The following is a 25,407-nucleotide window of genomic DNA, read 5'->3' as shown; positions in this document are numbered from 1 at the left end:
ATGGCGCTCTATATCGGTGTGATGTCCGGGACCAGCCTCGATGGCTTGGATATCGCACTGGTCGAATTGGCCCCGGCGATCAAATTGATCGCCACCCACTACATTCCCATGCCCGCCACTCTGCGCACCGAACTGCTCGAGTTGTGCAGCAGCGGGCCCGATGAGATCGCCCGTTCCGCCATGGCTCAGCACAGCTGGGTAAAACTGGCCGCACAGGGCATCCACGCCATACTCAACGAACAGAAACTCAAGCCTGAGGCCATCACGGCCATTGGCAGCCACGGCCAGACCATTCGCCACGAGCCATCCCGTGGCTTTACCGTGCAAATCGGCAATCCGGCACTGTTGAGTGAGTTGACCGACATCAGCGTCGTCAGTGACTTCCGCAGCCGCGACGTCGCCGCTGGCGGGCAAGGCGCCCCACTGGTTCCAGCGTTTCACGAAGCTCTGTTCGAAGAACGAGTCGGTCATCGTGCCGTGCTGAATGTCGGCGGCTTCAGCAATCTCAGCCTGATAGAACCTGAAAAGCCGGTCGCCGGTTTCGATTGTGGCCCAGGCAATGTGCTGCTCGATGCATGGATACATCAACAACGAGGCGAACACTTTGATCGCAATGGCCAGTGGGCTGCCAGCGGGAAAGTCGAGCCAACCTTGCTCAAGACGTTGCTCAGCGACCCCTTTTTTGTCACCAAGGGGCCGAAAAGCACCGGGCGCGAAGTCTTCAACCTTCCCTGGCTGAACCAGCATCTGTCGCAGTTGCCAGCCTTCGCTCCGGAGGACGTACAGGCAACGTTGCTTGAGCTGACTGCCCTGACGATCGTTGAATCACTGCAGCATGCCCAGTCGAACACTCAAGAGTTACTGGTCTGCGGCGGTGGCGCGCACAACCAGACGCTCATGAAGCGTCTGGCTGACTTGCTGCCGAATGCCAAGGTCAGCAGTACGGCGCTATACGGCGTAGACCCGGACTGGGTTGAAGCCATGGCTTTCGCCTGGCTTGCACATTGTTGCCTTGAAGGCATTCCAGGCAATCGCCCAAGTGTCACGGGCGCCCGTGGCTTGCGCATACTCGGCGCCATCTATCCGGCCTGATATCAAAAAAGGCGGACAATAAAAAACCGCAGGGCCGTACGGCGCTGCGGTTTTTTATTTATTGAAACGCTTAGATCGAGAACGAAGAACCACATCCACAGGTAGTGGTCGCGTTAGGGTTCTTGATCACGAACCGCGACCCTTCCAGGCCCTCCTGGTAATCCACCTCGGCACCCGCCAGGTACTGGAAGCTCATCGGGTCAACCACCAGGCTGACGCCTTCGCGCTCAACGATGGTGTCGTCTTCGGCCACTTCTTCATCGAAAGTGAAGCCGTACTGAAAACCGGAACAACCGCCGCCCGTTACGAATACGCGCAGCTTCAAACGATCATTGCCCTCTTCATCGACCAGGCTCTTCACCTTGTGCGCGGCACCGTGGGTGAATTGCAAAGCCGTGGGGGTGAAGGTTTCGACGCTCATGCTGAATATCTCCCGGCGCTTACGCCGCCATAATGCGTGATGGCGGGCATTATCCGCTTCTCCTACAAAATTGGTCAACTATTTGCGGAGCAGCAAGCTACAAGTTCAAAGCTGCAAGCTTGTAGCTTAAAGCTTGCAGCTTGTTACTGCTGTTAAGGCAACATCCCCGCATGGGACAATCCCAGGCGCTCATCCAGACCGAAAAGGATGTTCAGGTTTTGCACCGCTTGGCCGGACGCGCCCTTGACCAGGTTATCGATGACCGACAACACCACGACCAAGTCCCCATCTTGCGGACGATGCACGGCGATCCGGCAAACGTTCGCACCGCGCACGCTACGGGTTTCCGGATGGCTGCCGGCCGGCATAACGTCGACGAACGGTTCGTTGGCGTAGCGTTTCTCGAACAGCGCCTGCAAATCGACGGAGCGATCGACCACCGTTGCGTAAAGAGTGGAATGGATTCCACGAATCATTGGCGTCAGGTGCGGCACAAACGTCAGGCCGACGTCCTTGCCCGCCGCCCGACGCAACCCTTGGCGGATTTCCGGCAAGTGGCGATGCCCTTTTACCGCATAGGCCTTCATGCTTTCCGACGTTTCGGAATACAGCGAGCCGACACTGGCGCCTCGACCGGCGCCACTGACCCCGGATTTGCAATCAGCGATCAGGCGCGAAGTGTCGGCAAGACCGGCCTCGAGCAACGGCAGGAAGCCCAACTGCGTAGCAGTCGGATAGCAACCCGGCACGGCGATCAATCGTGCCTGCCTGATTTTCTCGCGATTGACTTCCGGCAAGCCGTAGACCGCCTCATCCAGAAGCTCCGGTGCCCCGTGGGGCTGGCCGTACCACTTGGCCCATTCGTCCGCGTCCTGCAGGCGGAAGTCAGCCGACAGATCGATCACCTTGGTTCCGGCCGCCAACAGCTCCCCCGCCAAGGCGTGAGCAACGCCATGAGGAGTGGCAAAGAACACCACATCGCAGGCGCCCAGGGTCTTGATGTCCGGAACGCTGAATGCCAGGCCGTCGTAATGGCCTCGCAGGTTCGGATACATGTCGGCGACGGCCAGGCCGGCCTCGGATCGGGAGGTGATGACCACCACCTCAGCTTGCGGATGCTGCGCCAACAGACGCAGCAGTTCGACACCGGTGTAACCCGTGCCGCCGACGATACCGACCTTGACCATAAACCTGCCCTCAACGAACCACTGGAAAGCCGTCGATAATAGGGGCCACAACGCGTGGCGACAACCGTCAAGGTGACGTGTGGCCGCTCCAACCTCTACTATCGGGCTACCGTGAATCTTGGAATAACTAAAAATGCTCTATCTGTGGCTCAAGGCACTTCACATCGTCAGCATGGTTTGTTGGTTCGCCGGTTTGTTCTACCTGCCGCGCCTGTTTGTCTATCACGCCCAAAGCGAAGACAACGTCAGCAAGGAGCGCTTCTGCGTGATGGAGCGCAAGTTGTATCGCGGCATCATGGGCCCGGCGATGATTGCCACGCTAGTGTTTGGCATTTGGTTGCTCAGCCTCAATGCCGGCGCCTACTTCACCCAGGGTGGCTGGATGCACGCCAAGTTGACCCTGGTCGTTCTGCTGATCGGTTATCACCACATGTGCGGCGCCCAAGTAAAACGCTTCGCTCGTGGCGAGAACACCCGCAGCCATGTCTTTTATCGCTGGTTCAACGAGGTGCCAGTTCTGATATTGCTGGCTATCGTAATTCTGGTCGTAGTCCGGCCGTTCTAAAGTCCAGTAGCACTATTCGATCGGGGGTACATCCCATGCCGTTGCCCGCTTTGCTTGAAGAACGTCTGCGGCTGCCTGTCGTTGCCGCGCCGATGTTCCTGATTTCCAATCCCCAGCTCGTGCTTGCCTGCTGTCGCAATGGCGTTGTCGGCAGTTTCCCGGCACTGAACCAACGCGAAAGCAGCGGTTTCAAGGCTTGGCTGGAAGAAATCGAAGCGGGCCTGGCAACAATGGAAAAGCCAGCGCCCTACGCGGTCAATCTAATCGTTCATGCCAGCAACCCGCGGCTCCAGGCTGACCTGGCGATCTGCATCGAGCACAAGGTACCTATCGTCATTACCAGCCTGGGCGCGGTAAAAGAGCTGGTGGATGCGGTGCATGGGTATGGCGGCCTGGTTTTTCACGACGTGACTACTCGCCGTCACGCAGAAAAAGCCGCGGAAGCAGGTGTAGACGGCTTGATTGCCGTCGCGGCCGGTGCTGGAGGGCATGCCGGGACCTGGAGCCCTTTCGCTTTGGTCGCCGAAATTCGGCAGTTCTTTGATAAAACCCTGCTGCTCGCAGGATGTTTGAACCACGGCCATCAGATTTTGGCGGCGCAACTGCTCGGCGCGGATCTGGCCTACTTCGGAACGCGGTTCATTGGCACGACAGAAAGTCACGCGTCCGACGCTTATAAAGAGATGTTGCTCACATCCAGGGCCGCAGACATCGTGCATACTCCCGCAGTGTCCGGCGTGCCAGCCAGTTTCATGCGCCAGAGCCTGGAAGATGCCGGCTTCGACCTGCTTGCCCTGCAGAACAAGAGCGCGGCAGATCCCGGATCGAAACTCAAACCGCTGAGCGATGAAGCCAAGGCCTGGAAGACCGTATGGTCCGCAGGCCAGGGCGTTGGTGAGATCAACGATTTACCCAGCGTCGATCAACTGATCGCGCGCCTGGATAAAGAATACCGCCAGGCACAAGCGCGGGCGGCACAGCTCGGAGGCCAATGGCCCCGCTGAACCCAAAAACACAAACCAACTTTGAAAGACAAGGATGCCAGGCATGAGCGAAACCCGCTTCAACATTGTATTCGACGGAGCCCTGTTGCCAGGCGTCGATACCACTACCGCCAAGCTAAACCTCGCGGAGCTGTTCAAGAGCGATGTCAGCGCCATTGAACGTTTGTTCAGTGGTCGCAAGGTGTCGCTTAAAAACAACCTGTCCCAGGGCGACGCGCAGAAGTACCTGGAAGCGCTGCATAAAAGCGGCATCGATGCACGAATCGAAGCAGAACCGTCCCTTCAGCTGGACCTCGGCGAGGTGCAGGAATCGCTGCATCAGGCAAGCGGGCGCCACCCGGACTCCATACTTGACCCCGTTTCCCCCTATGCCCCTCCCCGCGCCCCGGTAGGCGAAACGCTCGCCGAATACGGCCCGCTCAAGCCCTTCAGTTTCGAAGGCCGTATCGGGCGCCTGCGGTACCTGGCCTGGACCATGGTTCTGACACTGGCGGTAATGCCTGTGGTCGGGATTGCATTCTGGTTGAGCCTGTCCTGGTTGCTCGTCGCCAGCTCGACGACCGCGATGATCATCGGCGGACTCGTAGCCGTAGCCATCTTCCTCGCTTTTGCCTACGTGAGTATCCAGTTCAGCGCTCAGCGCCTGCACGATCTCGGCTGGTCCGGATGGCTGTGGTTGCTCAACCTGGTGCCGTTCGTGGGCAGCCTCTTCCCATTCGTCCTCATATTCGCTCCAGGCAATAGTGGCCCGAATCGCTACGGCCCTCCACCTCCGCCCAACAGCACCGCGGTCAAGGTTCTTGCCTGGCTGTGGGTCGTCCTGATCGCCCTGATTTTCATCGGTGCATTGGCTGGCGCATTCAGCAGCATCGGCGAGGAGTACGGCAGCAGCTCCTTGAGCAGTTATGAAAGCAGCGAATCCATTGACGAATCGGCCGAAGAACCGGCCGCCGAAGCAGCCGAGCCAGCCGCACCTTCTGTAGACTACGAGGAAGAGGAACAATAAGCGCGCTTTGCGCCGGTGACAGCTCAGTCCACCGGCGCCCTGCGCGGCGATGGAGAACTGCATGACCCGTTACGCTCTGATCACTGGTGCTTCCAGTGGTATCGGCCTGGCCATGGCCGAAGCACTGGCCCGGCGTGGGCGCAACCTGATATTGGTAGCTCGACAGCGTGATCGGCTGGAAAGTATTGCAATAGAGCTGACCCAACGGTTTGGCGTGGAGGTGTTGTTCCGCGCCTGCGACCTGGGAGAACCCCTTCGACTCTCAGGCTTCCTGCTGGAATTGGAGGAAGGCGAGCGCCAGATCGATCTGCTGGTCAATTGCGCTCGAGCATCGGCACCAGTGGTCCGTTCCTGGCCCAGGACTGGATGACCGAACAAGACCTGATCGAAGTGAATATCCTTGCCCTCACACGCCTCTGCCATGCAATAGGCAACAGCATGGCGCTGCATGGCGGCGGCCAGATACTCAACGTCGCATCGACTGCTGCCTTCCTGCCCGGCCCCTGGATGAGCACGTATCACGCCAGCAAAGCCTATGTGCTGCACTTCTCCGAAGCCCTGCGGGTCGAATTGAAAAAATGCGCAATCAACGTCTCGGTACTGTGCCCCGGGCCGACTCGCACGGACTTTTTCGCGAAGGCACAACTGGATGAACAGAAACTCGACGGCAAGAAGAAATTGATGAGCCCTGAGGAAGTTGCGCTCTATACCGTTCGCGCGCTGGATAGGAATCGAGCCATTATCATTCCCGGACGCCGCAATCGCTGGTTCACCTCGCTGCCGCGGTTGGGACCACGCTGGCTGGTCCGGACCGTCAGCGGCATGCTCAACAAGGCCTGCTGTCCGCGCTGATTCCTTCAAGCTGAAAAACCCGGGCTGGCAAACCAGCCCTTCAGTACACTCGACTTCGACTAAACCAACGGAGAGACCGCTGTGGATACCCTATTTACCAAGATCATCAACCGGGAAATCCCGGCGAAGATCATCTATGAGGATGACCAGGTCCTGGCCTTCCACGACATTGCTCCACAGGCACCGGTTCACTTCCTGGTCATTCCAAAGAAACCGATCCGCACCCTCAATGACCTGACCGAGGACGACAAAGGACTGGCTGGGCATATCCTGTACACGGCCCAGCGCCTGGCCGTCGAGCTGGGTTGCGAAGAAGGCTTCCGGGTGGTGATGAACTGCAATGAACTCGGTGGGCAGACCGTCTATCACATTCATATGCATGTGCTCGGACAGCGCCAGATGAATTGGCCGCCGGGCTGATCCATGATCCAACGCAAATCCCCAGTGGCCGATTGAGTTAAACTGGTCGCCGAGATTCTTTCCGGAGGTAAGCATGACTACGCAACGTCACTACTCGCCCATCGATCGCCTGCTGCTGCAGGCCGACACCGCGATGCGTACGCTGTTGCCCTTCAGTGGCCAGCCGTACCGTCCATCGCCGGCCATCGTGCAGCCGGACGTGCAGATGAGCGATGAAGAGACTCGCCATGTCGCCGGACTGATGCGCATCAACCATACCGGTGAAGTCTGCGCCCAGGCGCTCTACCAAGGCCAGGCGCTGACAGCGAAATTGCCGCAGGTACGCGAAGCGATGGAACAGGCCGCCGAGGAAGAAATTGACCATCTGGTCTGGTGTGAACAACGCATTCGCCAGTTGGGCAGCCACACCAGCGTGCTGAATCCCCTGTTTTATGGCATGTCGTTCGGGATCGGCGCCGTGGCAGGCCTGATCAGTGACAAGGTCAGCCTTGGTTTTGTCGCGGCGACCGAGCATCAGGTGTGCAAGCACCTGAATGAGCACCTGCAGCAATTGCCCGTCGAGGATGAAAAGTCCCGGGCGATTCTTGAGCAGATGCGTGAAGATGAAGAGCACCACGCCGAGAGCGCTCTGGAAGCCGGCGGCTTCCGCTTCCCGGCCCCCGTCAAATTTGGCATGAGCCTGCTGGCCAAAGTCATGACCAAGAGTACTTATCGGATCTGATAGCGAAAGCGGAACGAGGCCTTCCAAAAAGAAAAAAGGCGGCTGTCCATGGACAGTCGCCTTTTTTCATAGCCGAAACTTTAGCGCGGCATATTGCGCGCGTAAAAAATTTCCAGCATTTCGTGCTTGACCCGCTCTTCCACCTGCCCACGCTGTTCAGCAGACAGATTGCTCGTGGCGTCGCCGAACAGGTAGTTATCCAGCTCAAAGTCCTTGAGCAGCATTTTGGTGTGGAACAGGTTCTCCTGATACACGTTCACGTCCGTCATCTGGTACGCGTCGCGAGTGTCTTCGGAGAGGTAGTTCTGGATCGAATTGATCTCGTGATCGATGAAGTGCTTGTGGCCTTCCACGTCCCGGGTAAACCCACGTACGCGATAATCCACGGTCACGATATCGGAATCGAATTGGTGAATCAGGAAGTTGAGTGCCTTGAGCGGTGAAATGACCCCACAGGTCGACACGTCGATGTCCACTCGGAACGTAGCGATGCCATCCACTGGATGGATTTCCGGATAGGTGTGGACCGTGATATGGCTCTTGTCGAGGTGGGCCAGGATAATTTCAGGCAACGGGCCCGGGGACTCTTCGATTTGGCTGTCGGTCGGTGTCACCGGCTCTTCCGAAATCAAGATAGTCACGCTGGCGCCCTGGGGCTCATAGTCCTGACTTGCTATGTTCAGGATGTTGGCACCAATGATATCGACAACTTCCGTGAGAATCTGCGTGAGGCGCTTGGCGTTGTACTCTTTATTGATGTACTCGACGTAGGCCTGCTGGTCTTGCGGGGTTTCCGCATAGCAGATGTCATAGATGTTGAAGCTCAAGGTCTTTGTCAGGTTATTGAACCCATGGAGCTTGAGTTTGCTTTTCACCGTTTGAAAACTCTCTGTGTATTGCGGCCTGGCCGCGTGATCAAGCATGCCCGTCAGATGCGAACGACGCACCTGCGTAGGACGGTTAACACCTCTTCGCGATGGCGATTTTGGTTGTCTGTCCAGGCAAGGGACCGGCCGCAAGCCGATCACTGCCCTGAAAAAAGTGGCGCATTATGCAGACGTCAGCTTCTGATCGCCAGAGCTTGCACCGCTTTTGTGATGGTTGGATGTCGATTCAACCCAATTCGATGATTTCATAATCGTGAGTGATTTCAACACCGGCGGCGCCGAGCATGATCGAGGCCGAACAATATTTCTCGGCCGACAGCTCGATGGCGCGCTTGACCTGGGCCTCTTTCAGCCCCCGGCCCTTCACCACAAAGTGCATATGGATCTTGGTGAAAACCTTCGGATCCTCGGTCGCCCGCTCGGCTTCCAGGAAGGCTTCGCAACTTTCGACCGCTTGGCGCGACTTCTTGAGGATGCTGACCACATCGAAATTGCTGCAGCCACCAACACCCAGCAGCAGCATTTCCATTGGCCGAACACCCAGGTTCCGACCTCCGGCGTCCGGCGGGCCATCCATGACGACCACATGACCGCTGCCCGACTCACCGAGGAACATGGCTTCGCCAGCCCATTGGATGCGTGCCTTCATCGTCAAGACTCCACTGTCATAAAAAGGGGGCGCCAGCTTAGCACAGCCCCCGGTAATGGCTGCTCCCGCCTGAGGGCGCCCGGCGCAGATTACACTCGGTAAATTCTCAAATTAATTAAGACGCCTCTGTTAAGCTGGCGCCCAGTCGCTGGCGTATGGCCAGCTTTTGCGATAGCTATTCGCCTTCATAACAATCAGACCACCAAACCGCGCAGTTTTTCGGGACACAACCATGGTTGCCATTACTCCCACGTCCAAGATCAAGAATCTCGACAAGCTCTTGATGCATTGCCAGCGTCGCCGCTACCCCGCCAAGCACAACATCATTTGTGCGGGGGACCGTTCCGACACGCTGTTCTTCATCATCAAGGGATCAGTCACTATCCTGATCGAGGACGATGAAGGACGGGAGATGATCATCGCCTACCTCAATTCGGGGGACTTCTTCGGCGAGTTGGGTTTGTTCGAACAGGCCGGCAAGGAGCAAGAGCGCAGCGCTTGGGTGCGGGCGAAAGTCGAATGCGAAGTCGCAGAAATCGGCTACAGCAAATTTCGGGAGCTGTCGCAGCAGGATCCGGACATCCTTTTCGTCCTCAGCGGACAAATCGCACAGCGCCTGCGCAACACCACGCGCAAGGTAGGCGACCTCGCCTTCTTCGACGTAACCGGTCGTGTCGCCCGTTGCCTTTTGGACCTGTGCAAGCAGCCCGACGCCATGACCCACCCCGACGGGATGCAGATCAAAGTGACGCGTCAGGAAATCGGCCGAATTGTCGGCTGCTCCCGCGAGATGGTTGGCCGTGTGCTCAAGGACCTGGAAGAACGCAACCTGGTCAGCGTCAAAGGCAAGACGATGGTGGTCTTCGGCACCCGCTAGAGACTGTCCAGCAGTTCCTGGTACAAAGTCTCGAGTCGCTCCAGGGCGTGGGGCGCGGGAAATTTTTCATGAAGGGCAATATGGCTCTCGGCACGCACGCGTTGCTCCAGGCCACAGGCTTCATTGAAACGATTGACCGCCGCGACCATGGCTTCGCGCTCGTCGTCCATCAGTAGTGCGCCATGCACCAGCCCTACCGGACGCTGCCCTCCCTTGCTCTGTCGCCAACGCTGGGCGGTGCCTACCATCTTCCGACCGTCCAGATTGACATTGAAGCGCCCATCACAAAAAGCGCCCGCCACTTCCCCTAGCGACGCCACCCCGCCCAATTCATCGAGCAACTGGCAGATGGGATCGCATAACCGACGATAGGCGGTTTCGATCCGCCCATGATCACCTTCACTGCGCGACGGTGCGTAGACCAGCGCGATATTGATCGTCGCGGCTGATTGAGGCACCGGCTCGCCGCCGGTTTCGCGCAGGAGTACCGGCCAGCCATGGGCGGCTGATACTTCGCAGGCGATGTCGAATCCCGGCAAGCGACTCAGGCGACGCGGCATGACCAGCGCGCGGTCATTCGGTTGCCAGAACAGCAAGCCGGACTCAGTGTCACCGGCGCAAACGCTCGCCAGCAAGTCCTGTTCGGCTTGCAAGCCGTTTTCGACAGTAAAGGAAATGGCGGGAGACATTCGTTCAGTCCAACGTCGAGCCAGTCACCGGAACGCTGCGCTCGGGAAAGAACAACCGTTGCAACTCCATGCCCGGGCTTTCGGCCCGCATGAACGCTTCGCCCACCAGGAACGAATACACGTCGCTGATTTCCATCAACTCGACATCGGCCCGGTTGAGGATGCCGCTTTCGGTGATGACCAGCCGATCACGGGGGATTCGCGGCAACAGGTCCAAGGTCGTTTCCAGGTTGACTTCGAAGGTGTGCAGGTTGCGATTGTTCACGCCGACCAGCTTGGTATCCAGGGTCTTGAGGGCCCGCTCCAGCTCTTCGCCATCGTGGACTTCCACCAGCACATCCAAGCCGACGCCCTTCGCAACCGCGGCCAACTCGGCCATCTTCACGTCGTCCAAGGCGGAAACGATCAACAGCACGCAATCGGCGCCCAAGGCCCGGGCCTCGACGATCTGGTACGGGTCGATCATGAAATCCTTGCGGATCACCGGCAGCTTGCATGCCGCCCGCGCCTGCTTGAGATAGTCGTCGGCGCCTTGGAAAAAATCCACATCGGTCAGCACCGAAAGGCAGGTCGCGCCGCCATTCTCGTAGCTCTTGGCGATGTCGGCCGGAACGAAATGCCCGCGAATCACACCTTTGCTGGGGGAAGCCTTCTTGATTTCGGCAATCACCGCCGGCTGCTTCTTCTTCGCCTGTTCGATCAGCGCCTGGGCAAAGCCGCGAGGCGCATCGGCCGAACGTGCGAGGTTTTCCAACTCGGCCAAGCTGACCCGGGCACTGCGCTCGGCGACTTCCTGCTTCTTGCGAGCCAGAATGTTTTCCAGAACCGTTGGCACGCTCATCCTTCATTCTCCACTTTGAATACGGCGGTAAACGCGCCCAATTCTTCCAGTTTTTCACGGGCCAGGCCGGTGTGCAGCGCATCATGGGCGAGCTCGACACCTTGCTTGAGGCTACTGGCATGATCGGCGGCGTACAACGCGGCACCCGCGTTGAGCACGATCATCTCGGCTGCCTTCTGGCCATTCTCGGTCTTACGGCGCCCCAAGGCATCGCGGATCAATTCCAGCGACTGGGCCGGGCCATCCACTGCCAGCCCATGGAGGCTCTGGCTCTTCATGCCCAGGTCCTCAGGTTCGACCCAGTACTGCGTAATCTGATCATTTTTTAGCTCAGCCACGAAGGTGGGCGCCGCCAGGCTGAACTCATCCAGGCCATCCTTCGAATGGACCACCAGCACGTGCTTGCTACCCAGACGTTGCAATACCTCGGCCAGAGGCAGGCACAACGCCTCGCTGAATACTCCCACCACCTGATGCTTCACACCGGCCGGATTCGTAAGCGGGCCGAGCATATTGAACAGCGTGCGCAAGCCCAACTCCCGACGGGGCGCGGCGGCATGCTTCATGGCACTGTGGTGGGTCTGGGCGAACATGAAGCCGATGCCCACGCTATCGATACAGCGAGCCACCTGAACCGGGGTCAGGTTCAGGTAGATACCCGCAGCCTCCAGCAGGTCGGCACTGCCGCTCTTGCCCGAGACCGCACGGTTGCCATGCTTGGCGACAGTGCAACCCGCCGCAGCGACGACAAATGCCGAGGCGGTGGACACGTTGAAGATATTGGCACCATCACCGCCGGTCCCTACCACGTCCACCACGCCGTCCAGCGTCTTGAGTTCGACCTTGTCCGCCAGTTCCCGCATGGTGGTCACGGCACCGACGATTTCGTCGATGCTCTCGCTCTTCATGCGCATGGCCATCATGAACGCACCAATCTGCGCATCCGTGCATTGGCCAGTCATGATTTCGCGCATCACGTCGCGCATTTCATCGGTGCTCAGGTCGAGCTGGCCGACGATACGGTTCAGGGCTGTCTTGATATCCATGAAAAGTCCTTAGCGCGTGCCGCCGGTTTGTTTGAGGAAATTGGCGAACAGCTCGTGGCCCTGTTCAGTGAGGATAGACTCAGGGTGGAATTGCACACCTTCGATATTTAACGTCTTGTGTCGCAACCCCATGATCTCGTCGACCGAACCGTCTTCGAGCTGGGTCCAGGCAGTCAACTCCAAGCAGTCGGGCAGCGTATCGTGCTTGACGACGAGGGAGTGGTAGCGGGTGACGGTAAGCGGATGATTCAGGCCTTCGAATACGCCCTTGTCTTCATGGAACACCGGGCTGGTCTTGCCATGCATGACTTGTCGGGCGCGCACGACATCGCCACCGAACGCCTGTCCGATCGACTGATGGCCCAGGCACACGCCGAGGATCGGCAGCTTGCCGGCAAAATACTTGATCGCTTCGATGGAAATGCCCGCTTCGGTCGGCGTACACGGGCCAGGGGAGACCACGATGCGCTCAGGCTTGAGGGCCTCGATTTCGGCGATGGTCAGCTCGTCGTTGCGCACCACCTTGACCTCGGCACCGAGCTCGCCAAGGTACTGCACAACGTTGTAGGTAAAGGAGTCGTAATTATCGATCATCAGCAACATGGCGTAGCAACCTTTTGATTCACTGACTTAAAAACGGCCTTTGGGACGGGAAAGCCCTTGGCCACAGGTTGTCGAGGGAGGACTTCAGTCGCCTGAAGTCTGCTCCGCCAACGCCACGGCACGGAACATCGCCCGACGCTTGTTCAGGGTTTCTTCCCACTCCAATGCCGGCACCGAGTCAGCAACGATGCCACCGCCAGCCTGTACGTGCAGTTCGCCGTTCTTGATGACCGCGGTACGAATCGCAATAGCGGTGTCCATGTTGCCGTTCCAGGCGAAGTAACCCACCGCCCCGCCGTACACACCGCGCTTGACCGGTTCCAGTTCGTCGATGATTTCCATCGCCCGGATTTTCGGTGCGCCCGACAACGTGCCGGCCGGCAGAATCGCCCGCAAGGCGTCCATGGCCGTCAACCCGGCTTTCAACTGCCCGGTAACGTTGGACACGATGTGCATCACGTTGGAATAGCGCTCGATGACCATTTTTTCGGTGAGTTTTACCGAACCGATCTCCGAGACACGCCCGGTGTCGTTGCGCCCCAGGTCGATCAGCATCAGGTGCTCGGCGATTTCCTTGTCGTCCGACAGCAGGTCCTCTTCGAGGGCCCGGTCCGCTTCCCCCGTGGCGCCACGGGGGCGAGTACCGGCGATCGGTCGGACGGTGATCAGGTTGTCTTCGACCCGCACCAGCACTTCCGGCGAACTGCCCACGACGTGGAAATCGCCGAAATTGAAGAAGTACATGTAGGGCGTCGGGTTGAAGCAGCGCAACGCCCGGTAGAGGTCGATGGGCGCCGCCTTGAAGTCGATGGACATCCGTTGCGACGGCACCACTTGCATGCAGTCACCGGCAAGGATGTATTCCTTGATGGTATCGACGGCCCGTTCATAGTCATCCTGGGTGAAGCTGGAACGGAACACCGGATCGGCGGCCGACTGCTTGCTGAAATCCAGGCCTGGGCGCGGCGTGATCGGTTGACGGAGCTTTTCCAACAGCGCCTGCAGGCTTTTCTGACCTTGCTCGTAGGCATCTTCCTGGGACGGGTCTGCCAGGACAATCGCATGCATCTTGCCGGCGAGGTTATCGAAGACCACCACAGCGTCGGAGACCATCAGCAGGATGTCCGGCACGCCCAGCGGGTCAGGATTCGGGCAGGTGCCGAGACGTTTTTCCACGTAGCGCACGCAGTCGTAGCCAAAATATCCGACCAGGCCACCGTTGAAACGGGGCAGGCCCGGGATGGTTGGCACGTTGTAGCGGGCCTTGAAGGATTCGACGAACGCCAGCGGATCCTCGACGTCGAGGCTTTCGATCTCGACGCCGTCGTGGGTCACGCTGATGCGATGGCCATGCACCCGCAGCACCGTACGACACGGCAAGCCAATCATGGAATAACGACCCCATTTCTCGCCGCCCTGCACCGATTCGAGCAGGTAGGAGTTGGGCTGGTCGGCCAGCTTGAGGTAGATCGACAGCGGCGTGTCGAAGTCGGCCAGGGTTTCGCAGGCGAGCGGGATGCGGTTGTAGCCGGCAGCGGCTAGACGCAGGAATTCTTCGCGGATCATGGGGTGCCTCGTGGCAAGAGGAGCTGACAGTCAGGTATGCAAACGCGCCGGATAACCGGCCAGGATCAAGTCAGGCGCGCCAACGCCAGCGGGCCAGGGCCTTCATGACTTTCATCCAGAGTTTGCGAGTGACCACCACGATGGCGTTTCCAGAAGAGGATTGAACAGCGTCGGGCAACGTTATCTCAGCGGCCGGGTCCAGGCAACCGGGAATTAACAGACGCAAGTCATCGATCACCAACGTCGGAAACTCTTCGGCGATCGGCCGGCCATGGTTATAACCGTAGCTCAACGCCACGCACTTGACGCCTGCCGCTTTCGCCGCCAGTACATCGCTGCGCGAATCACCGACGAACAACGACTGTGAGGCCGGGATGTTGGCCATTTTCATCACGAAGAACAGCGCCGCAGGGTCGGGTTTTTTCTGCGGCAACGTATCGCCGCCGATGATCCAGCGGAAATAACGGCCGATTTTCATCTGGTCCAGCAGCGGCGCGACGAAGCGCTCCGGCTTGTTGGTGATCAGCGCCATTTCCACGCCTTGCTTGTGCAGCCATTTGAGCGCGGAACGCACACCGGGGTAGACCACGGTCAGTTCGTGGTTGCCTTCGTAGGCTTCATTGAACAGTTCCATGGCCCGTTCGGCTTCGGCTTCATCGACGCCTTGGGCATCGATGTGGTTGGCCAGGGCCCGACGCACCAGCATCGGCGCACCGTTGCCCACCCACTGGCGCACCGCGTCGATGCCGAGCGGGTGGGCGTCCGAGCTTGAGCAGCATGCTGTCCACGGCGGCCGCGAGATCCGGTACCGAATCGACCAGTGTGCCATCCAGGTCGAACATCACCAGGCGCGGCAGGCTGCCGGGAAACAGCTGCTCGAAGCCGCTCATGGACGCGCCAAGGCCAGTTCGGCGCGCATTTTTGCAATCACCTCTTGGTAGTTCGGCGCATTGAAGATCGCCGAACCGGCGACAAAGGTGTCGGCGCCGGCCGCAGCGATTTCACGGATATTGTTCACGTTCACGCCGCCGTCGATTTCCAGGCGGATGTCACGCCCCGAGGCATCGATCAATGCGCGAGCTTCGCGCAGCTTGTCGAGGGTGCCCGGGATGAACTTCTGCCCGCCGAAGCCAGGGTTGACGCTCATCAGCAGGACCATGTCGACCTTGTCCATCACGTATTTCAATACGTCCAGCGGCGTAGCCGGGTTGAATACCAGGCCGGCCTTGCAACCGCCTTCGCGGATCAGTTGCAGGGAGCGATCGACATGCAGCGTGGCTTCCGGGTGGAAGGTGATGTAGGTCGCGCCCGCCTCGATGAAATCACCGACGATGCGGTCCACCGGGCTGACCATCAGGTGCGCGTCGATCGGCGCAGTAATGCCGTACTTGCGCAGCGCCGCGCAGACCATCGGGCCGATGGTCAGGTTGGGTACATAGTGGTTGTCCATGACATCGAAGTGCACGATGTCGGCCCCGGCGGCCAGAACGTTGTCCACTTCCTCGCCCAGGCGGGCGAAGTCGGCGGAGAGAATCGACGGAGCAATAGCGAAGGGCTGCATGACGCACCTGTTTTGAGCGAAATCACGATGGCGCGCATTGTATACCTCAAGATTTGGCGCGCCCACCGTGACAGTCGATCAATACGCCGCGCGGTAGATCTTCTCGATATCGGCGGCGCTCAGTTGGCGCGGATTGTTGCGCATCAGGCGCTCGATCCCCGCAGCCTCCACCGCCATGGACGGGATCACGTCCTCGGTCACGCCCAGGCCGCTCAGGCCTTGGGGGATCTGCACCGCGGCGCACAAGGCGACCATCGCATCGACAGCCTCGTCGGCGGCTTCAAGGTCGCTCAGGTGAGCGGTCCTGATGCCCATGGCCTCGGCGATGTCGCGCATGCGCTCGACACAGGCCATTTTGTTCCACGCCATTACATAGGGCAGCAGCAACGCATTGGCGACCCCGTGGGATACGTGGAAACGCCCGCCCAACGGATATGCCAGCGCATGCACAGCCCCAACCCCGGCATTGCCGAAGGCCATGCCGGCCATCAGGCTGGCGGTGGCCATGTCTTCGCGGGCTTGCAGATGGTTAGGGTTGGCGTAGGCCTTGGGCAGAGCCCGGGTGATCAGCTTGATTGCGCCAATGGCCAGTGCATCGGTAATCGGCGAGGCGTTGAGCGACAGGTAGGCCTCGATGGCATGCGCCAGCGCGTCGACGCCACTGGCAGCCGTTACGCCGCGCGGGCATGTGAGGGTCATCTGCGGGCTGACCAGCGCCACATCCGGCAACAGATAATCGCTGACGATGCCTTTTTTCAGCTGGGCGGCCTTGTCGGAGAGGATCGCCACGTTGGTCACTTCCGAACCGGTACCGGCGGTGGTAGGAATGGCGATCATCGGCGGGCCTTTGCGCGGCACCTGATCGACACCGAACATATCCTGCAGCTCGCCGTGGTAACCGGCGTAGACACCCACGCATTTGGCGATATCGATGGCACTGCCGCCGCCCAGGCCGATCAGTCCATCATGGCCACCGTCGCGGTAGGCTTGCATGCAATCTTCGACGATGGCGATTTCCGGGTCTGGCATGACCCGGTCGAAAATCTCGTAGTCGCGTCCGCCCAGGTGCTGCAGCGCCAGTTCCACCGTGCCGGACTTGACCAGCGCTGCGTCGGTCACGATCAGTGGATTGTCGACGTCCAGGCGCGTCAACTCGGCGGCCAGTTGCTCGATGGCAGCGGCACCGGTGATCAGTTTGTGGGCGATCTTGAATGAGGAAAGACTCATGTGCGCGGCCTCTTGTTCGAGTATGGGCTGGCACAAGGATAGCTCGGGATTGAGGGTTGTCCGCGATTGAGCTCAGATACACCGCGAATTCAATGTGGGAGCGGGCTTGCTCGCGAAAGCGGCGGAACATTCAACATTTATGTCGACTGATACACCGCTTTCGCGAGCAAGCCCGCTCCCACAGGGCCAACGCAGGCCTCAGACCTGGCTGGTCCGCAGCTTCTCGCTACGCCCACGCAACCACTCCAGGGTCAGCAGCAGGATCACCGAGAAGGCAATCAGCAACGTCGCCGCCGCCGCGATGGTGGGGCTGAGGTTTTCGCGGATACCGCTGAACATCTGCCGTGGCAACGTTGCCTGCTCGGGGCCGGCCAGGAACAGGGTTACGACCACCTCGTCGAACGACGTCGCGAAGGCGAACAGCGCACCAGAGATCACGCCTGGGGCGATCAGCGGCAGGGTCACCCGACGAAACGCGGTCAATGGCGACGCCCCGAGACTTGCAGCTGCCCGGACGAGGTTGTGGTTGAAACCCTGCAGCGTCGCCGAGACCGTGATGATGACGAACGGTACGCCCAGCACGGCGTGGACGATGATCAAGGAGAAGAAGCTGTTACCCATGCCCAGCGGTGCGAAAAACAGATAGCTCGCCACGCCGATGATCACCACCGGCACCACCATCGGGGAAATCACCAGGGCCATCACCAGCGCCTTGCCCGGGAAATCGCCGCGAGTCAGGCCAATGGCCGCCAGCGTACCGAAGATCATCGCCAGCAATGTAGCCGCCGGGGCAACGATGATGCTGTTCTTCAAGGCCCGCATCCACTCCGCCGAAGCGAAGAAGTCGTGATACCACTGCAACGAAAAGCCCTGCAGCGGATAGACCAGGAAGCTGCCTGAGTTGAACGACAACGGAATGATCACCAGCACCGGCAGGATCAGGAACAACAGGACCAGCCCGCAAAGTATGCGCAAGCTGTAGAACCACACCCGTTCGACGGGGGACATGTAAGGACTCAGCATTTCAGATCTCCCCTTAGCTCAGGCGCAGGCGACTGGCGCCCACCAGCCAGCTGTAAATCAGATAAAGCACGATGGTCGCGAGCAACAGCAGCCCGCCGAGCGCCGTCGCCATGCCCCAGTTGATGCTGGTGTTGGTGTAGAACGCGACGAAATAGCTGACCATCTGGTCGTTCGGACTGCCCAGCAGCGCCGGGGTGATGTAGTAGCCGATGGCAAGGATGAACACCAACAGGCACCCGGCGCCGACACCTGCATAGGTCTGCGGGAAGTAGACCCGCCAGAAACTGGCAAACGGGTGGCAGCCCAGGGAAATCGCCGCCCGCATGTAGGTGGGCGAGATGCCCTTCATCACGCTGTAGATCGGCAGGATCATGAACGGCAGCAGGATGTGGACCATCGAGATGTAGACGCCGGTGCGGTTGAACACCAGCTCCAGCGGTTTATCGATGACACCCATGGCCATCAACGCGCTGTTGATCAACCCACCGGACTGCAGCAGCACGATCCACGCCGCCACCCGCACCAGGATCGAAGTCCAGAACGGCAGCAGCACCAGGATCATCAGCAGGTTGCTTTGACGCGACGGCAGGTTCGCCAGCAGGTAGGCCAGCGGATAGGCAAGTACCAGGCAGATCGCGGTGATCACCAGGCCCATCCAGAAAGTACGGGTGAAGATGTCCAGGTAGATCGCCTGGTCGGGGGTGGCTGGCGCCAGTTCGCCGAGATCGTCGATGCGGTGGTCGACAGCCGCCAACAGGTAATACGGCGTGACGTTACTGGTGTTGCGGCGGATCACTTGCCAGTACGCCGGATCGCCCCAACGCTCGTCGAGGCCTTCCAATGCTTCTTTATAAGAGGCGGGCTCAGTCGCGAACGGCAGCGCCCGGGCCGTTTTCGTCAGCAGGCTGCGATAGCCGGCCGATTCCATGTTCAGTCGCTTGGACAAGTCGCCCAGCGTTTGATTTTTGCGGGCTTCAGCCAGGTCTTCGCTGGCAGCCTTGTACACCGGCTCGCCGGGCAAACCACGTCCGTCCCAGGCAGCGACGGCAGCGACGGTGCGCGGCATGGCGCCCACGACTTCCGGGTTGCTGACGCTTTTGAACAGCAGCGCGACGATTGGCACCAGGAACACCAGCAACAGAAACAGTACCAGCGGCGCGATCAGGGCCTGGGCCTTCCAGCGGTTGACCCGCTCGGCGCGCTTGAGCCGCTGCTTGAGGGTGGGGCTGGTGCCCGCGTTCATTGGAACGGCGATGGCCATGGCGAACTCCGCAAATCTTCTTGATCGTTACAGGGGCGGCGGGCCGCCTCTGTTCTGTTGAAACACCCGGGTCGATGAAAGAGCCTGTGGGAGCGAGCTTGCTCGCGATGGCTGCGGCACATTCAAGATTGATGTGCCTGACAGACCGCTATCGCGAGCAAGCTCGCTCCCACATGGATCTCGTCCAGTTTCAGACCGTCGGGTTACTTCGCCGCCCAGGAGTTGAAGCGCTGCTCCAGTTGCTCGCCGTTGTCAGCCCAGAAGCTGACGTCGATCTGCACTTGGTTGGCGATGTTTTCCGGGGTGGTCGGCATGTCTTTCAGGACATCCTTGGCCAGCAACGGCACCGCCTGGGTATTGGCCGGGCCGTAGGCGATGTTTTCCGAGTAGGTCTTCTGCTGCTGTGGCGCCACCGAGAAGGCGATGAATTTCTTCGCCGCTTCGGCGCGGGTCTTGTCCAGGCCACGGGGGATAGCCCACGCGTCGAAGTCGTAGATGCCGCCGTTCCACACCACTTTCAGATTGCTTTCTTTCTGTACCGCGGCGATCCGGCCGTTGTAGGCCGAGCTCATGACCACGTCACCGGAAGCGAGGTATTGCGGCGGTTGCGCACCGGCTTCCCACCACTGGATGTTCGGCTTGAGTTCGTCGAGTTTCTTGAACGCGCGGTCCTGGCCATCTTTGCCGGCCAGCACTTTGTAGACGTCTTTCGGCGCTACGCCGTCGGCCATCAGGGCGAATTCCAAGGTGTACTTGGCGCCCTTGCGCAGGCCGCGCTTGCCCGGGAACTGCTTGGTGTCCCAGAAGTCAGCCCAACTGGTCGGCGCAGTCTTCAGCTTGTCGGCGTTATAGGCCAACACGGTCGACCATACGAAGAAACCTACGCCACAAGGCTGGATGGCGCCCTTGACGTAATCTTCAGCTTTGCCGAACAGGGCCGGATCCAGTTGTTCGAACATGTCTTCGTCACAACCGCGGGACAACTCCGGCGACTCGACTTCCACCAGGTCCCAGGAAACGCTCTTGGTATCGACCATGGCCTTGACCTTGGCCATTTCGCCGTTGTATTCGCCCGCCACGATCTTGCCGTTGCCGGCCGCTTCCCACGGTGCGTAGAAGGCTTTGACCTGAGCCGCCTTGTTCGCCCCGCCGAAAGACACCACGGTCAGGTCCGGGCCCGCCGCCATCGCGCTTGCCGCACCCATCATGCCCAGTGTCAGGGCTGTGAACTTCAGGGATCTCAACATTTATTGTTCTCTCCACGTGCAGGGTTGGTGTTGGTACAGCAGGGGGCGATCAGTTCGCCTCTAGAAGGGGATCGAGCGCACGCACATGCTCGACTTGCCAGCCAAGCGGAACCACGTCCCCGACGGCGAGCGCGGGATCGAGCTCGGCAATCGGCTGTTTCACGAAGAAGTCATTCTTGCCGCAGACTTCCAGGCGAACCCGGACGTGGTCGCCCAGATAGATGAATTCCGCCACCCTCCCTGAGAAGCGGTTGACACATTGTTCGCTGGAGCCGTTAAGGCTTACCCGCTCCGGCCGGATCGACAGCGTGACCGGCTCGCCAGGTTTGCCGACATTGACGGCCAGGGCCTCGACTTTCTCTCCGCGCCCCAGCTCCACCAGGCAGCGATCGCCGGTCTGGCTGTGCAGGCGTCCATTGAGGCGGTTGTTTTCGCCGATGAAGTTGGCGACGAAGGTGTTTTTCGGTTCTTCGTAGAGTGTGCGCGGCGGGGCAATCTGCTGGATCTCGCCCTGGTGGAACACGGCTACGCGGTCGGACATGGTCAGGGCTTCGCCCTGGTCGTGGGTCACGTAGACCACGGTCACGCCGAGGCGCTGGTGCAGATGCTTGATTTCCATCTGCATGTGTTCGCGCAATTGCTTGTCCAGCGCGCCGAGAGGCTCATCCATCAGGACCAACTGCGGTTCGAACACCAGCGCCCGGGCCAGGGCCACCCGCTGCTGCTGGCCGCCGGACAACTGTGCGGGATAGCGTTGGGCAAAGCTGTCCAACTGCACCATGCTCAGGACACGCTTGACCCGGTCACCGACGTCGCTCTTGTTCAAGCCGCGCACGGTCAAGGGAAAGGCCAGGTTCTCGGCCACGGTCATGTGCGGGAACAACGCGTAGTTCTGGAACACCATGCCGATGTCGCGCTTGTGCGGCGGCACGTTATTGATGGAGCGGCCAGCCAACTGGATCTCGCCAGCGGTCGGGGTCTCGAACCCGGCGAGCATCATCAGGCTGGTGGTCTTGCCGGAGCCGGAAGGTCCGAGCAGGGTCAGGAATTCGCCTTTGCGAATGTCCAGGTTGAGGTCCTTGACGATCAGGTTCTCGCCGTCGTAGCTCTTTTGCACACCACGAAAGCTGACCAGCACATCGCTGGTCCCCGCGCTTGAATCGACCTGGCTCATACCCGCACCTTTTGTATTGATGACTGCTTGTGAATCAAGCCTAGTGGAGCCTGGGGGCCACGCAAATCGGGGCGCAGGAGAGAATCACCTCAGCCGGATGGAAGAGTCGGGGTAGGGATTGCCCTACACGGATGGCGGGATTGGATAAATGCAGCGGTGGGTTTCGAGCGGCGAGCTGCAAGTAGGGGCAAAAGCGCTGCTGGGGCGTGTCGCAAATGGATATGCCAACACTAACCCTGTGGGAGCGAGCTTGCTCGCGATGGCGGTCTGTCAGCTACCTATGTGCTGAATGATCTGACGCTATCGCGAGCAAGCTCGCTCCACAAGGGGACGATGATGGGGGTTAGAGCAGCTTGTGCTCCATCGCGTATTTCACCAATTCAGCCAACGAAGTGATGTTGAGCTTCTGCATCAGCCGCGCCTTGTGGGTGCTGATGGTCTTGCTGCTCAAGGCCAACTGCTGGGCGATGTCGTTGACGTTGGCGCCCTGGGCGAGGCGTTCGAAGACCGAAAATTCGCGCTCCGACAATAGGGAGTGCAGCGGCCGGGCGTCGGTCAGGCCAACTTCGAAGACCATGCGGTCGGCCAGGTCCGGATCAATGTAGCGCCCGCCCGCGGCGACCTTGCGAATCGCCATGAGCAGCAAGGCCGGGTCGCTGTCCTTGGTGGCGTAGCCGGCGGCACCGACCTTCAGGGCGCGCGCGGCCATTTGCGCCTCGTCATGCATCGACAGCACCAGGATCGCCGGCGGATTGTTCAGCGACCGGATCCGTGGGATCGCCTCCAGGCCATTGACCCCCGGCATGGAAATATCCAGCAACACCACTTCGCAGGGCACGTGGCGCAGGGTCTCGAGCAACTGTTCGCCATTGCTCGCCTCCCCCACCACCACCAGATCCTTGGCCAGGCCGATCAACTGCTTGATGCCTTCGCGGACAATGGTGTGGTCTTCGGCTACCAGTACACGGATCACGTTCTTCTCCAGGTTCGGGATCTTCGCGAGCAGGCTCGCTCCCACAGGTTTTGTGTATCCCATCAAGCCTCATGTAATGGCACGCGCACCGACAAGGTCGTGCCCTCCCCCGGCTCACTGTCGAGGGTCAACTGCCCGCCCATGATCAACACGCGCTCACGCATGCCAACCAGGCCAAAGGATGTTGGCCGTCCCGCGTCAGTAATGAATCCTACACCGTCATCGCTGACTGCCAGACACAACTGGTCGTCTTCCTGCACCAGCGTCAACTCTACGGTATGCGCCTGGGCATGGCGCATCACATTGGTCAGCGCCTCCTGGAGTATCCGAAACAGGCCGATGGCCTTGGCGTCGCTCAAGGGCGGCAGGTTGTCAGGTACTTGCACCAGGCAAGGGATCTGCGTACGCGCCTCGAAACGCCGGGCCTGCCATTCGATGGCCGAGGCGATACCGGCGTCCAGGATCGGCGGGCGCAGCGCCGTCGCCACGTCGCGTACCAACTGGAACAGCTGGGCAATCAGGCGCTTCATGCTGTTGAGCCGTTCCTGCAGGCCCGGATCGAGTTGTGCGTAGGCCAATTCACACATGGAAGTTTCAAGCTTCAGTACCGTCAGCATCTGACCCAGTTCATCATGGACTTCCCGGGCGATCCGCGCCTTTTCCTCTTCCCGTACGCTTTCCAGGTGCGCCGACAGTTCACGCAATTGTTCCCGGGAACTGGCCAGCTCCAGTTCGATGCGCTTGCTTTCGGTGATGTCCCAGACGATACCGTCCCAGACGTAGGCGCCATCTTCGAGGCGACGGGTGATCGCCTTGATCTCGGCCCAGCGCTCCAGGCCTTCGCGGGTCAGGATACGTCCCTGCCAAGACCAATCGCTGTCGCTGTCCAGCGCCTGGTCCTGGGAACGGTGATAGCCAGACTTGTCTTCGGGGTGCACCAGACTGCGCAGCCCGGTATCGCTACGGGCCAGGGTTGCCGGGGAATAACCCACCAGGCTTTCGCTGCCTTCACTGATGTAGGCAAAGTCGATCTGTCCGGTCACCGATGCCCGCTCCAGGCGAAAGACCATTCCCGGAACGTTGGCGGCGATGCCCTGCAGGCGCGCCTCGCTTTCGCGCAGAGCCGCCAGCGCACGTCGACGTTCCGTCACATCGTTGAGGTAGACCACCAGGTATTCGGCATCACGAAAACGCAGGAAGCTCAAGGAAACGTCGGCCGGCAGGATGCTCCCGTCCGCTCGCACACACTCGGTCTCGAAACTCTGTGGCCCCTCCTCACTGGCACGGGCACGCTTCCACAGGTTCAGCCAGCGGTCCATGTGCAGGCCCGGCTCGAAGTCGATCAGCGGCCGGTCGATGATCGCGCCCTGCGCGTAGCCGAGCATGGTTTCGGCAGCACGGTTGGCGTAGCGCACATGACTGTCCCAGTTGACCCAGAGGATGCCGACGGTGCTCTGGTCGATGGAAAACTGGGTCAAGCGCAAGGCTTCTTCGCTGGCGGTGCGTTGGGCGATGTCTTCCCGCGCGGCACGCAGGCGACGCTCCACCGAGCGCTGCTGGCGGCGCTGCCAGAATACGATGGCCACGCTGCTGAGCAGCATTGCCAGGAGCAACAGCGTCAGGTTCTGCCAGAAGCCCGGGGTCTCGGTCAGGCGCGGATATTTTGGCTTGAGCCAGCGGCTGTGCAGTTGCTCCAGATCCTTCGCCGGGATGGCCTGCAAGGCGCTGTCGATGATCTCGGCCAACTGCGGCCAGTCCCGGCGTGTGGCCACCCGCAGCAATTGCGGCGAACCGATGTCGCCCACCACCGCCAGCTCGGCGAATTCGGGCTCGACCATCAGCCGTCCAAGCTGCGCCTCGTCGACCACCGCGTATCGGGCCTGCTGGGTCAGCAACAGCTGCAAGGCTTCACGCTCCATCGGCACACCCTGCAAATTGAGCGCCGGATAGTTGCTGCGCAGATAGTCGGCCGTGGCACTGGGCATGCGCACCGCAACCCGGCTCTGAGTGTCGAGCTTCTCCAATTCCACGCCTTCGGCGCCTTTCTGCGCGCCGACGATCAGTTGCGGTACACGCATATAAGGGTCGGAAAATTGCCAGAGCCTGAGCCCCACCGGAGTCTGGGTCAGGCCTGGGGCGACATCCACCTTGCCATCACGCACCGCCTCTTCCAGTTGCGCAACGTCCTGAAAGTTGCGCCAGGTCAGTTCGACGTTCAAAGCCTTGCCCAACCACTGCATCAGCTCGACGTTGGTACCGGACAAACGCTGCAAGCGCCGGTCGTATTGCGCGTACGGTGCCTGCAGCACCAGGCCGACCCGTAGCTGCGGATGCTCCGCCAACCACTGGCGCTGGACGCCATTGAGTTGCACGTCATGGGTCTGCGGCGCAGGCGCGGCCCAGGCCATCAAGGGAAGCCATAAACAGCCGATAACCCACAGGCAGCAAAAACGCATCATCGAAGTCTCACGCACTGACAAATACTGACCAACCCATTAGGCTGCCGGAAATACTT

General features: G+C 60.1%; 24 protein-coding genes and 2 pseudogenes. 8 read left to right on the top strand and 18 right to left on the bottom strand.

Features of this window, described 5'->3' with window-relative positions; translation table 11 throughout:
• Nucleotides 1-1,092, top strand: a complete 1,092-nt coding sequence (locus AB4N42_RS06165) for an anhydro-N-acetylmuramic acid kinase (protein WP_460115974.1) — start codon at nt 1-3, stop codon at nt 1,090-1,092.
• A 70-nt stretch (nt 1,093-1,162) separates the two neighbouring features.
• On the opposite strand, the gene erpA is transcribed toward AB4N42_RS06165, so the two are convergent.
• Together erpA and argC are read right to left on the bottom strand one after the other, a co-directional pair.
• A complete protein-coding gene (gene erpA / locus AB4N42_RS06160) occupies nt 1,163-1,513 on the bottom strand; it encodes an iron-sulfur cluster insertion protein ErpA (protein WP_003177727.1) in 351 nt (116 codons plus the stop codon).
• A gap of 152 nt (nt 1,514-1,665) precedes the next feature.
• Nucleotides 1,666-2,700 (bottom strand): N-acetyl-gamma-glutamyl-phosphate reductase, encoded by a 1,035-nt coding sequence (gene argC / locus AB4N42_RS06155; protein ID WP_030139197.1) that lies wholly within the window; start codon nt 2,698-2,700, stop codon nt 1,666-1,668.
• A gap of 133 nt (nt 2,701-2,833) precedes the next feature.
• Here argC and hemJ point away from each other — a divergent pair, with 133 nt between their 5' ends.
• From hemJ to coq7, 6 genes and pseudogenes are all read left to right on the top strand, one after another.
• Nucleotides 2,834-3,265, top strand: coding sequence for a protoporphyrinogen oxidase HemJ (hemJ, locus tag AB4N42_RS06150; protein WP_030139198.1), 432 nt, complete (start codon nt 2,834-2,836; stop codon nt 3,263-3,265).
• 35 nt (nt 3,266-3,300) lie between these two features.
• Complete coding sequence (locus AB4N42_RS06145) at nt 3,301-4,269, top strand: NAD(P)H-dependent flavin oxidoreductase (RefSeq protein ID WP_407683032.1); 969 nt, start codon at nt 3,301-3,303, stop codon at nt 4,267-4,269.
• A 43-nt stretch (nt 4,270-4,312) separates the two neighbouring features.
• A complete protein-coding gene (locus tag AB4N42_RS06140; RefSeq protein WP_030139200.1) occupies nt 4,313-5,275 on the top strand; it encodes a DUF805 domain-containing protein in 963 nt (320 codons plus the stop codon).
• 61 nt (nt 5,276-5,336) lie between these two features.
• Nucleotides 5,337-6,127: pseudogene (locus tag AB4N42_RS06135) on the top strand (SDR family NAD(P)-dependent oxidoreductase).
• An 81-nt stretch (nt 6,128-6,208) separates the two neighbouring features.
• The gene (locus AB4N42_RS06130; RefSeq protein ID WP_030139202.1) at nt 6,209-6,547 is read left to right on the top strand and encodes a histidine triad nucleotide-binding protein; all 339 of its coding nucleotides are present in this window, start codon (nt 6,209-6,211) and stop codon (nt 6,545-6,547) included.
• Nucleotides 6,548-6,620: 73 nt separating this feature from the next.
• The gene (gene coq7, locus AB4N42_RS06125; protein WP_030139203.1) at nt 6,621-7,268 is read left to right on the top strand and encodes a 2-polyprenyl-3-methyl-6-methoxy-1,4-benzoquinone monooxygenase; all 648 of its coding nucleotides are present in this window, start codon (nt 6,621-6,623) and stop codon (nt 7,266-7,268) included.
• 80 nt (nt 7,269-7,348) lie between these two features.
• Here the strand turns inward: coq7 and speD are convergent, their stop codons facing one another.
• Complete coding sequence (speD, locus tag AB4N42_RS06120) at nt 7,349-8,143, bottom strand: adenosylmethionine decarboxylase (RefSeq protein WP_181287400.1); 795 nt, start codon at nt 8,141-8,143, stop codon at nt 7,349-7,351.
• A 238-nt stretch (nt 8,144-8,381) separates the two neighbouring features.
• On the bottom strand, nt 8,382-8,804 hold the full coding sequence (locus tag AB4N42_RS06115; RefSeq protein ID WP_008061600.1) for an OsmC family protein: 423 nt from the start codon (nt 8,802-8,804) through the stop codon (nt 8,382-8,384).
• 232 nt (nt 8,805-9,036) lie between these two features.
• On the opposite strand from AB4N42_RS06115, the gene crp reads away from it, so the two are divergent.
• Nucleotides 9,037-9,681 carry a cAMP-activated global transcriptional regulator CRP gene (gene crp / locus AB4N42_RS06110; protein ID WP_030139205.1) on the top strand — a complete coding sequence of 215 codons (645 nt, stop codon included), beginning with the start codon at nt 9,037-9,039 and terminating at the stop codon, nt 9,679-9,681.
• Here crp and AB4N42_RS06105 read toward each other — a convergent pair.
• The 14 genes and pseudogenes from AB4N42_RS06105 to AB4N42_RS06040 all read right to left on the bottom strand — a co-directional run bounded on the left by AB4N42_RS06105 (nt 9,678) and on the right by AB4N42_RS06040 (nt 25,351).
• Nucleotides 9,678-10,370, bottom strand: coding sequence for a lipoate--protein ligase family protein (locus AB4N42_RS06105; protein WP_460115973.1), 693 nt, complete (start codon nt 10,368-10,370; stop codon nt 9,678-9,680). The two genes, crp and AB4N42_RS06105, sit on opposite strands and share 4 nt — an antisense overlap.
• 4 nt (nt 10,371-10,374) lie before the next feature.
• The gene (trpC, locus tag AB4N42_RS06100; RefSeq protein ID WP_460115972.1) at nt 10,375-11,211 is read right to left on the bottom strand and encodes an indole-3-glycerol phosphate synthase TrpC; all 837 of its coding nucleotides are present in this window, start codon (nt 11,209-11,211) and stop codon (nt 10,375-10,377) included.
• Entirely contained in the window at nt 11,208-12,257 is a 1,050-nt protein-coding gene (gene trpD / locus AB4N42_RS06095) for an anthranilate phosphoribosyltransferase (RefSeq protein WP_249877227.1), read from the bottom strand. Before trpD ends, trpC begins: the two co-directional genes overlap by 4 nt.
• A 9-nt stretch (nt 12,258-12,266) precedes the next feature.
• The gene (locus AB4N42_RS06090) at nt 12,267-12,860 is read right to left on the bottom strand and encodes an aminodeoxychorismate/anthranilate synthase component II (protein WP_202334999.1); all 594 of its coding nucleotides are present in this window, start codon (nt 12,858-12,860) and stop codon (nt 12,267-12,269) included.
• Nucleotides 12,861-12,944: 84 nt separating this feature from the next.
• Nucleotides 12,945-14,426 carry an anthranilate synthase component I gene (gene trpE / locus AB4N42_RS06085; protein ID WP_030139210.1) on the bottom strand — a complete coding sequence of 494 codons (1,482 nt, stop codon included), beginning with the start codon at nt 14,424-14,426 and terminating at the stop codon, nt 12,945-12,947.
• Between the two features lie 70 nt (nt 14,427-14,496).
• Nucleotides 14,497-15,316 (bottom strand): annotated as a pseudogene (locus AB4N42_RS06080) (phosphoglycolate phosphatase).
• Entirely contained in the window at nt 15,313-15,987 is a 675-nt protein-coding gene (gene rpe / locus AB4N42_RS06075; RefSeq protein ID WP_202334998.1) for a ribulose-phosphate 3-epimerase, read from the bottom strand. Before rpe ends, AB4N42_RS06080 begins: the two are co-directional and overlap by 4 nt.
• Before the next feature lie 78 nt (nt 15,988-16,065).
• Nucleotides 16,066-17,214 (bottom strand): iron-containing alcohol dehydrogenase, encoded by a 1,149-nt coding sequence (locus tag AB4N42_RS06070; protein ID WP_202334997.1) that lies wholly within the window; start codon nt 17,212-17,214, stop codon nt 16,066-16,068.
• A 198-nt stretch (nt 17,215-17,412) separates the two neighbouring features.
• Entirely contained in the window at nt 17,413-18,237 is an 825-nt protein-coding gene (locus tag AB4N42_RS06065; RefSeq protein ID WP_030139214.1) for an ABC transporter permease, read from the bottom strand.
• 13 nt (nt 18,238-18,250) lie between these two features.
• Entirely contained in the window at nt 18,251-19,498 is a 1,248-nt protein-coding gene (locus tag AB4N42_RS06060) for an ABC transporter permease (protein ID WP_198797827.1), read from the bottom strand.
• Between the two features lie 203 nt (nt 19,499-19,701).
• Nucleotides 19,702-20,745, bottom strand: coding sequence for an ABC transporter substrate-binding protein (locus AB4N42_RS06055; RefSeq protein WP_003206153.1), 1,044 nt, complete (start codon nt 20,743-20,745; stop codon nt 19,702-19,704).
• Nucleotides 20,746-20,794: 49 nt separating this feature from the next.
• Nucleotides 20,795-21,919 carry an ABC transporter ATP-binding protein gene (locus AB4N42_RS06050; protein WP_030139216.1) on the bottom strand — a complete coding sequence of 375 codons (1,125 nt, stop codon included), beginning with the start codon at nt 21,917-21,919 and terminating at the stop codon, nt 20,795-20,797.
• A gap of 343 nt (nt 21,920-22,262) precedes the next feature.
• Entirely contained in the window at nt 22,263-22,892 is a 630-nt protein-coding gene (locus tag AB4N42_RS06045) for a response regulator (RefSeq protein WP_460116373.1), read from the bottom strand.
• Nucleotides 22,893-22,954: 62 nt separating this feature from the next.
• Nucleotides 22,955-25,351, bottom strand: coding sequence for a PAS domain-containing sensor histidine kinase (locus tag AB4N42_RS06040; RefSeq protein WP_198797828.1), 2,397 nt, complete (start codon nt 25,349-25,351; stop codon nt 22,955-22,957).
• Nucleotides 25,352-25,407: the final 56 nt, after the last annotated feature.

The sequence above is a fragment of the Pseudomonas sp. H2_D02 genome, assembly GCF_054677635.1.
This window is presented reverse-complemented; position numbering and strand designations above follow the sequence as displayed.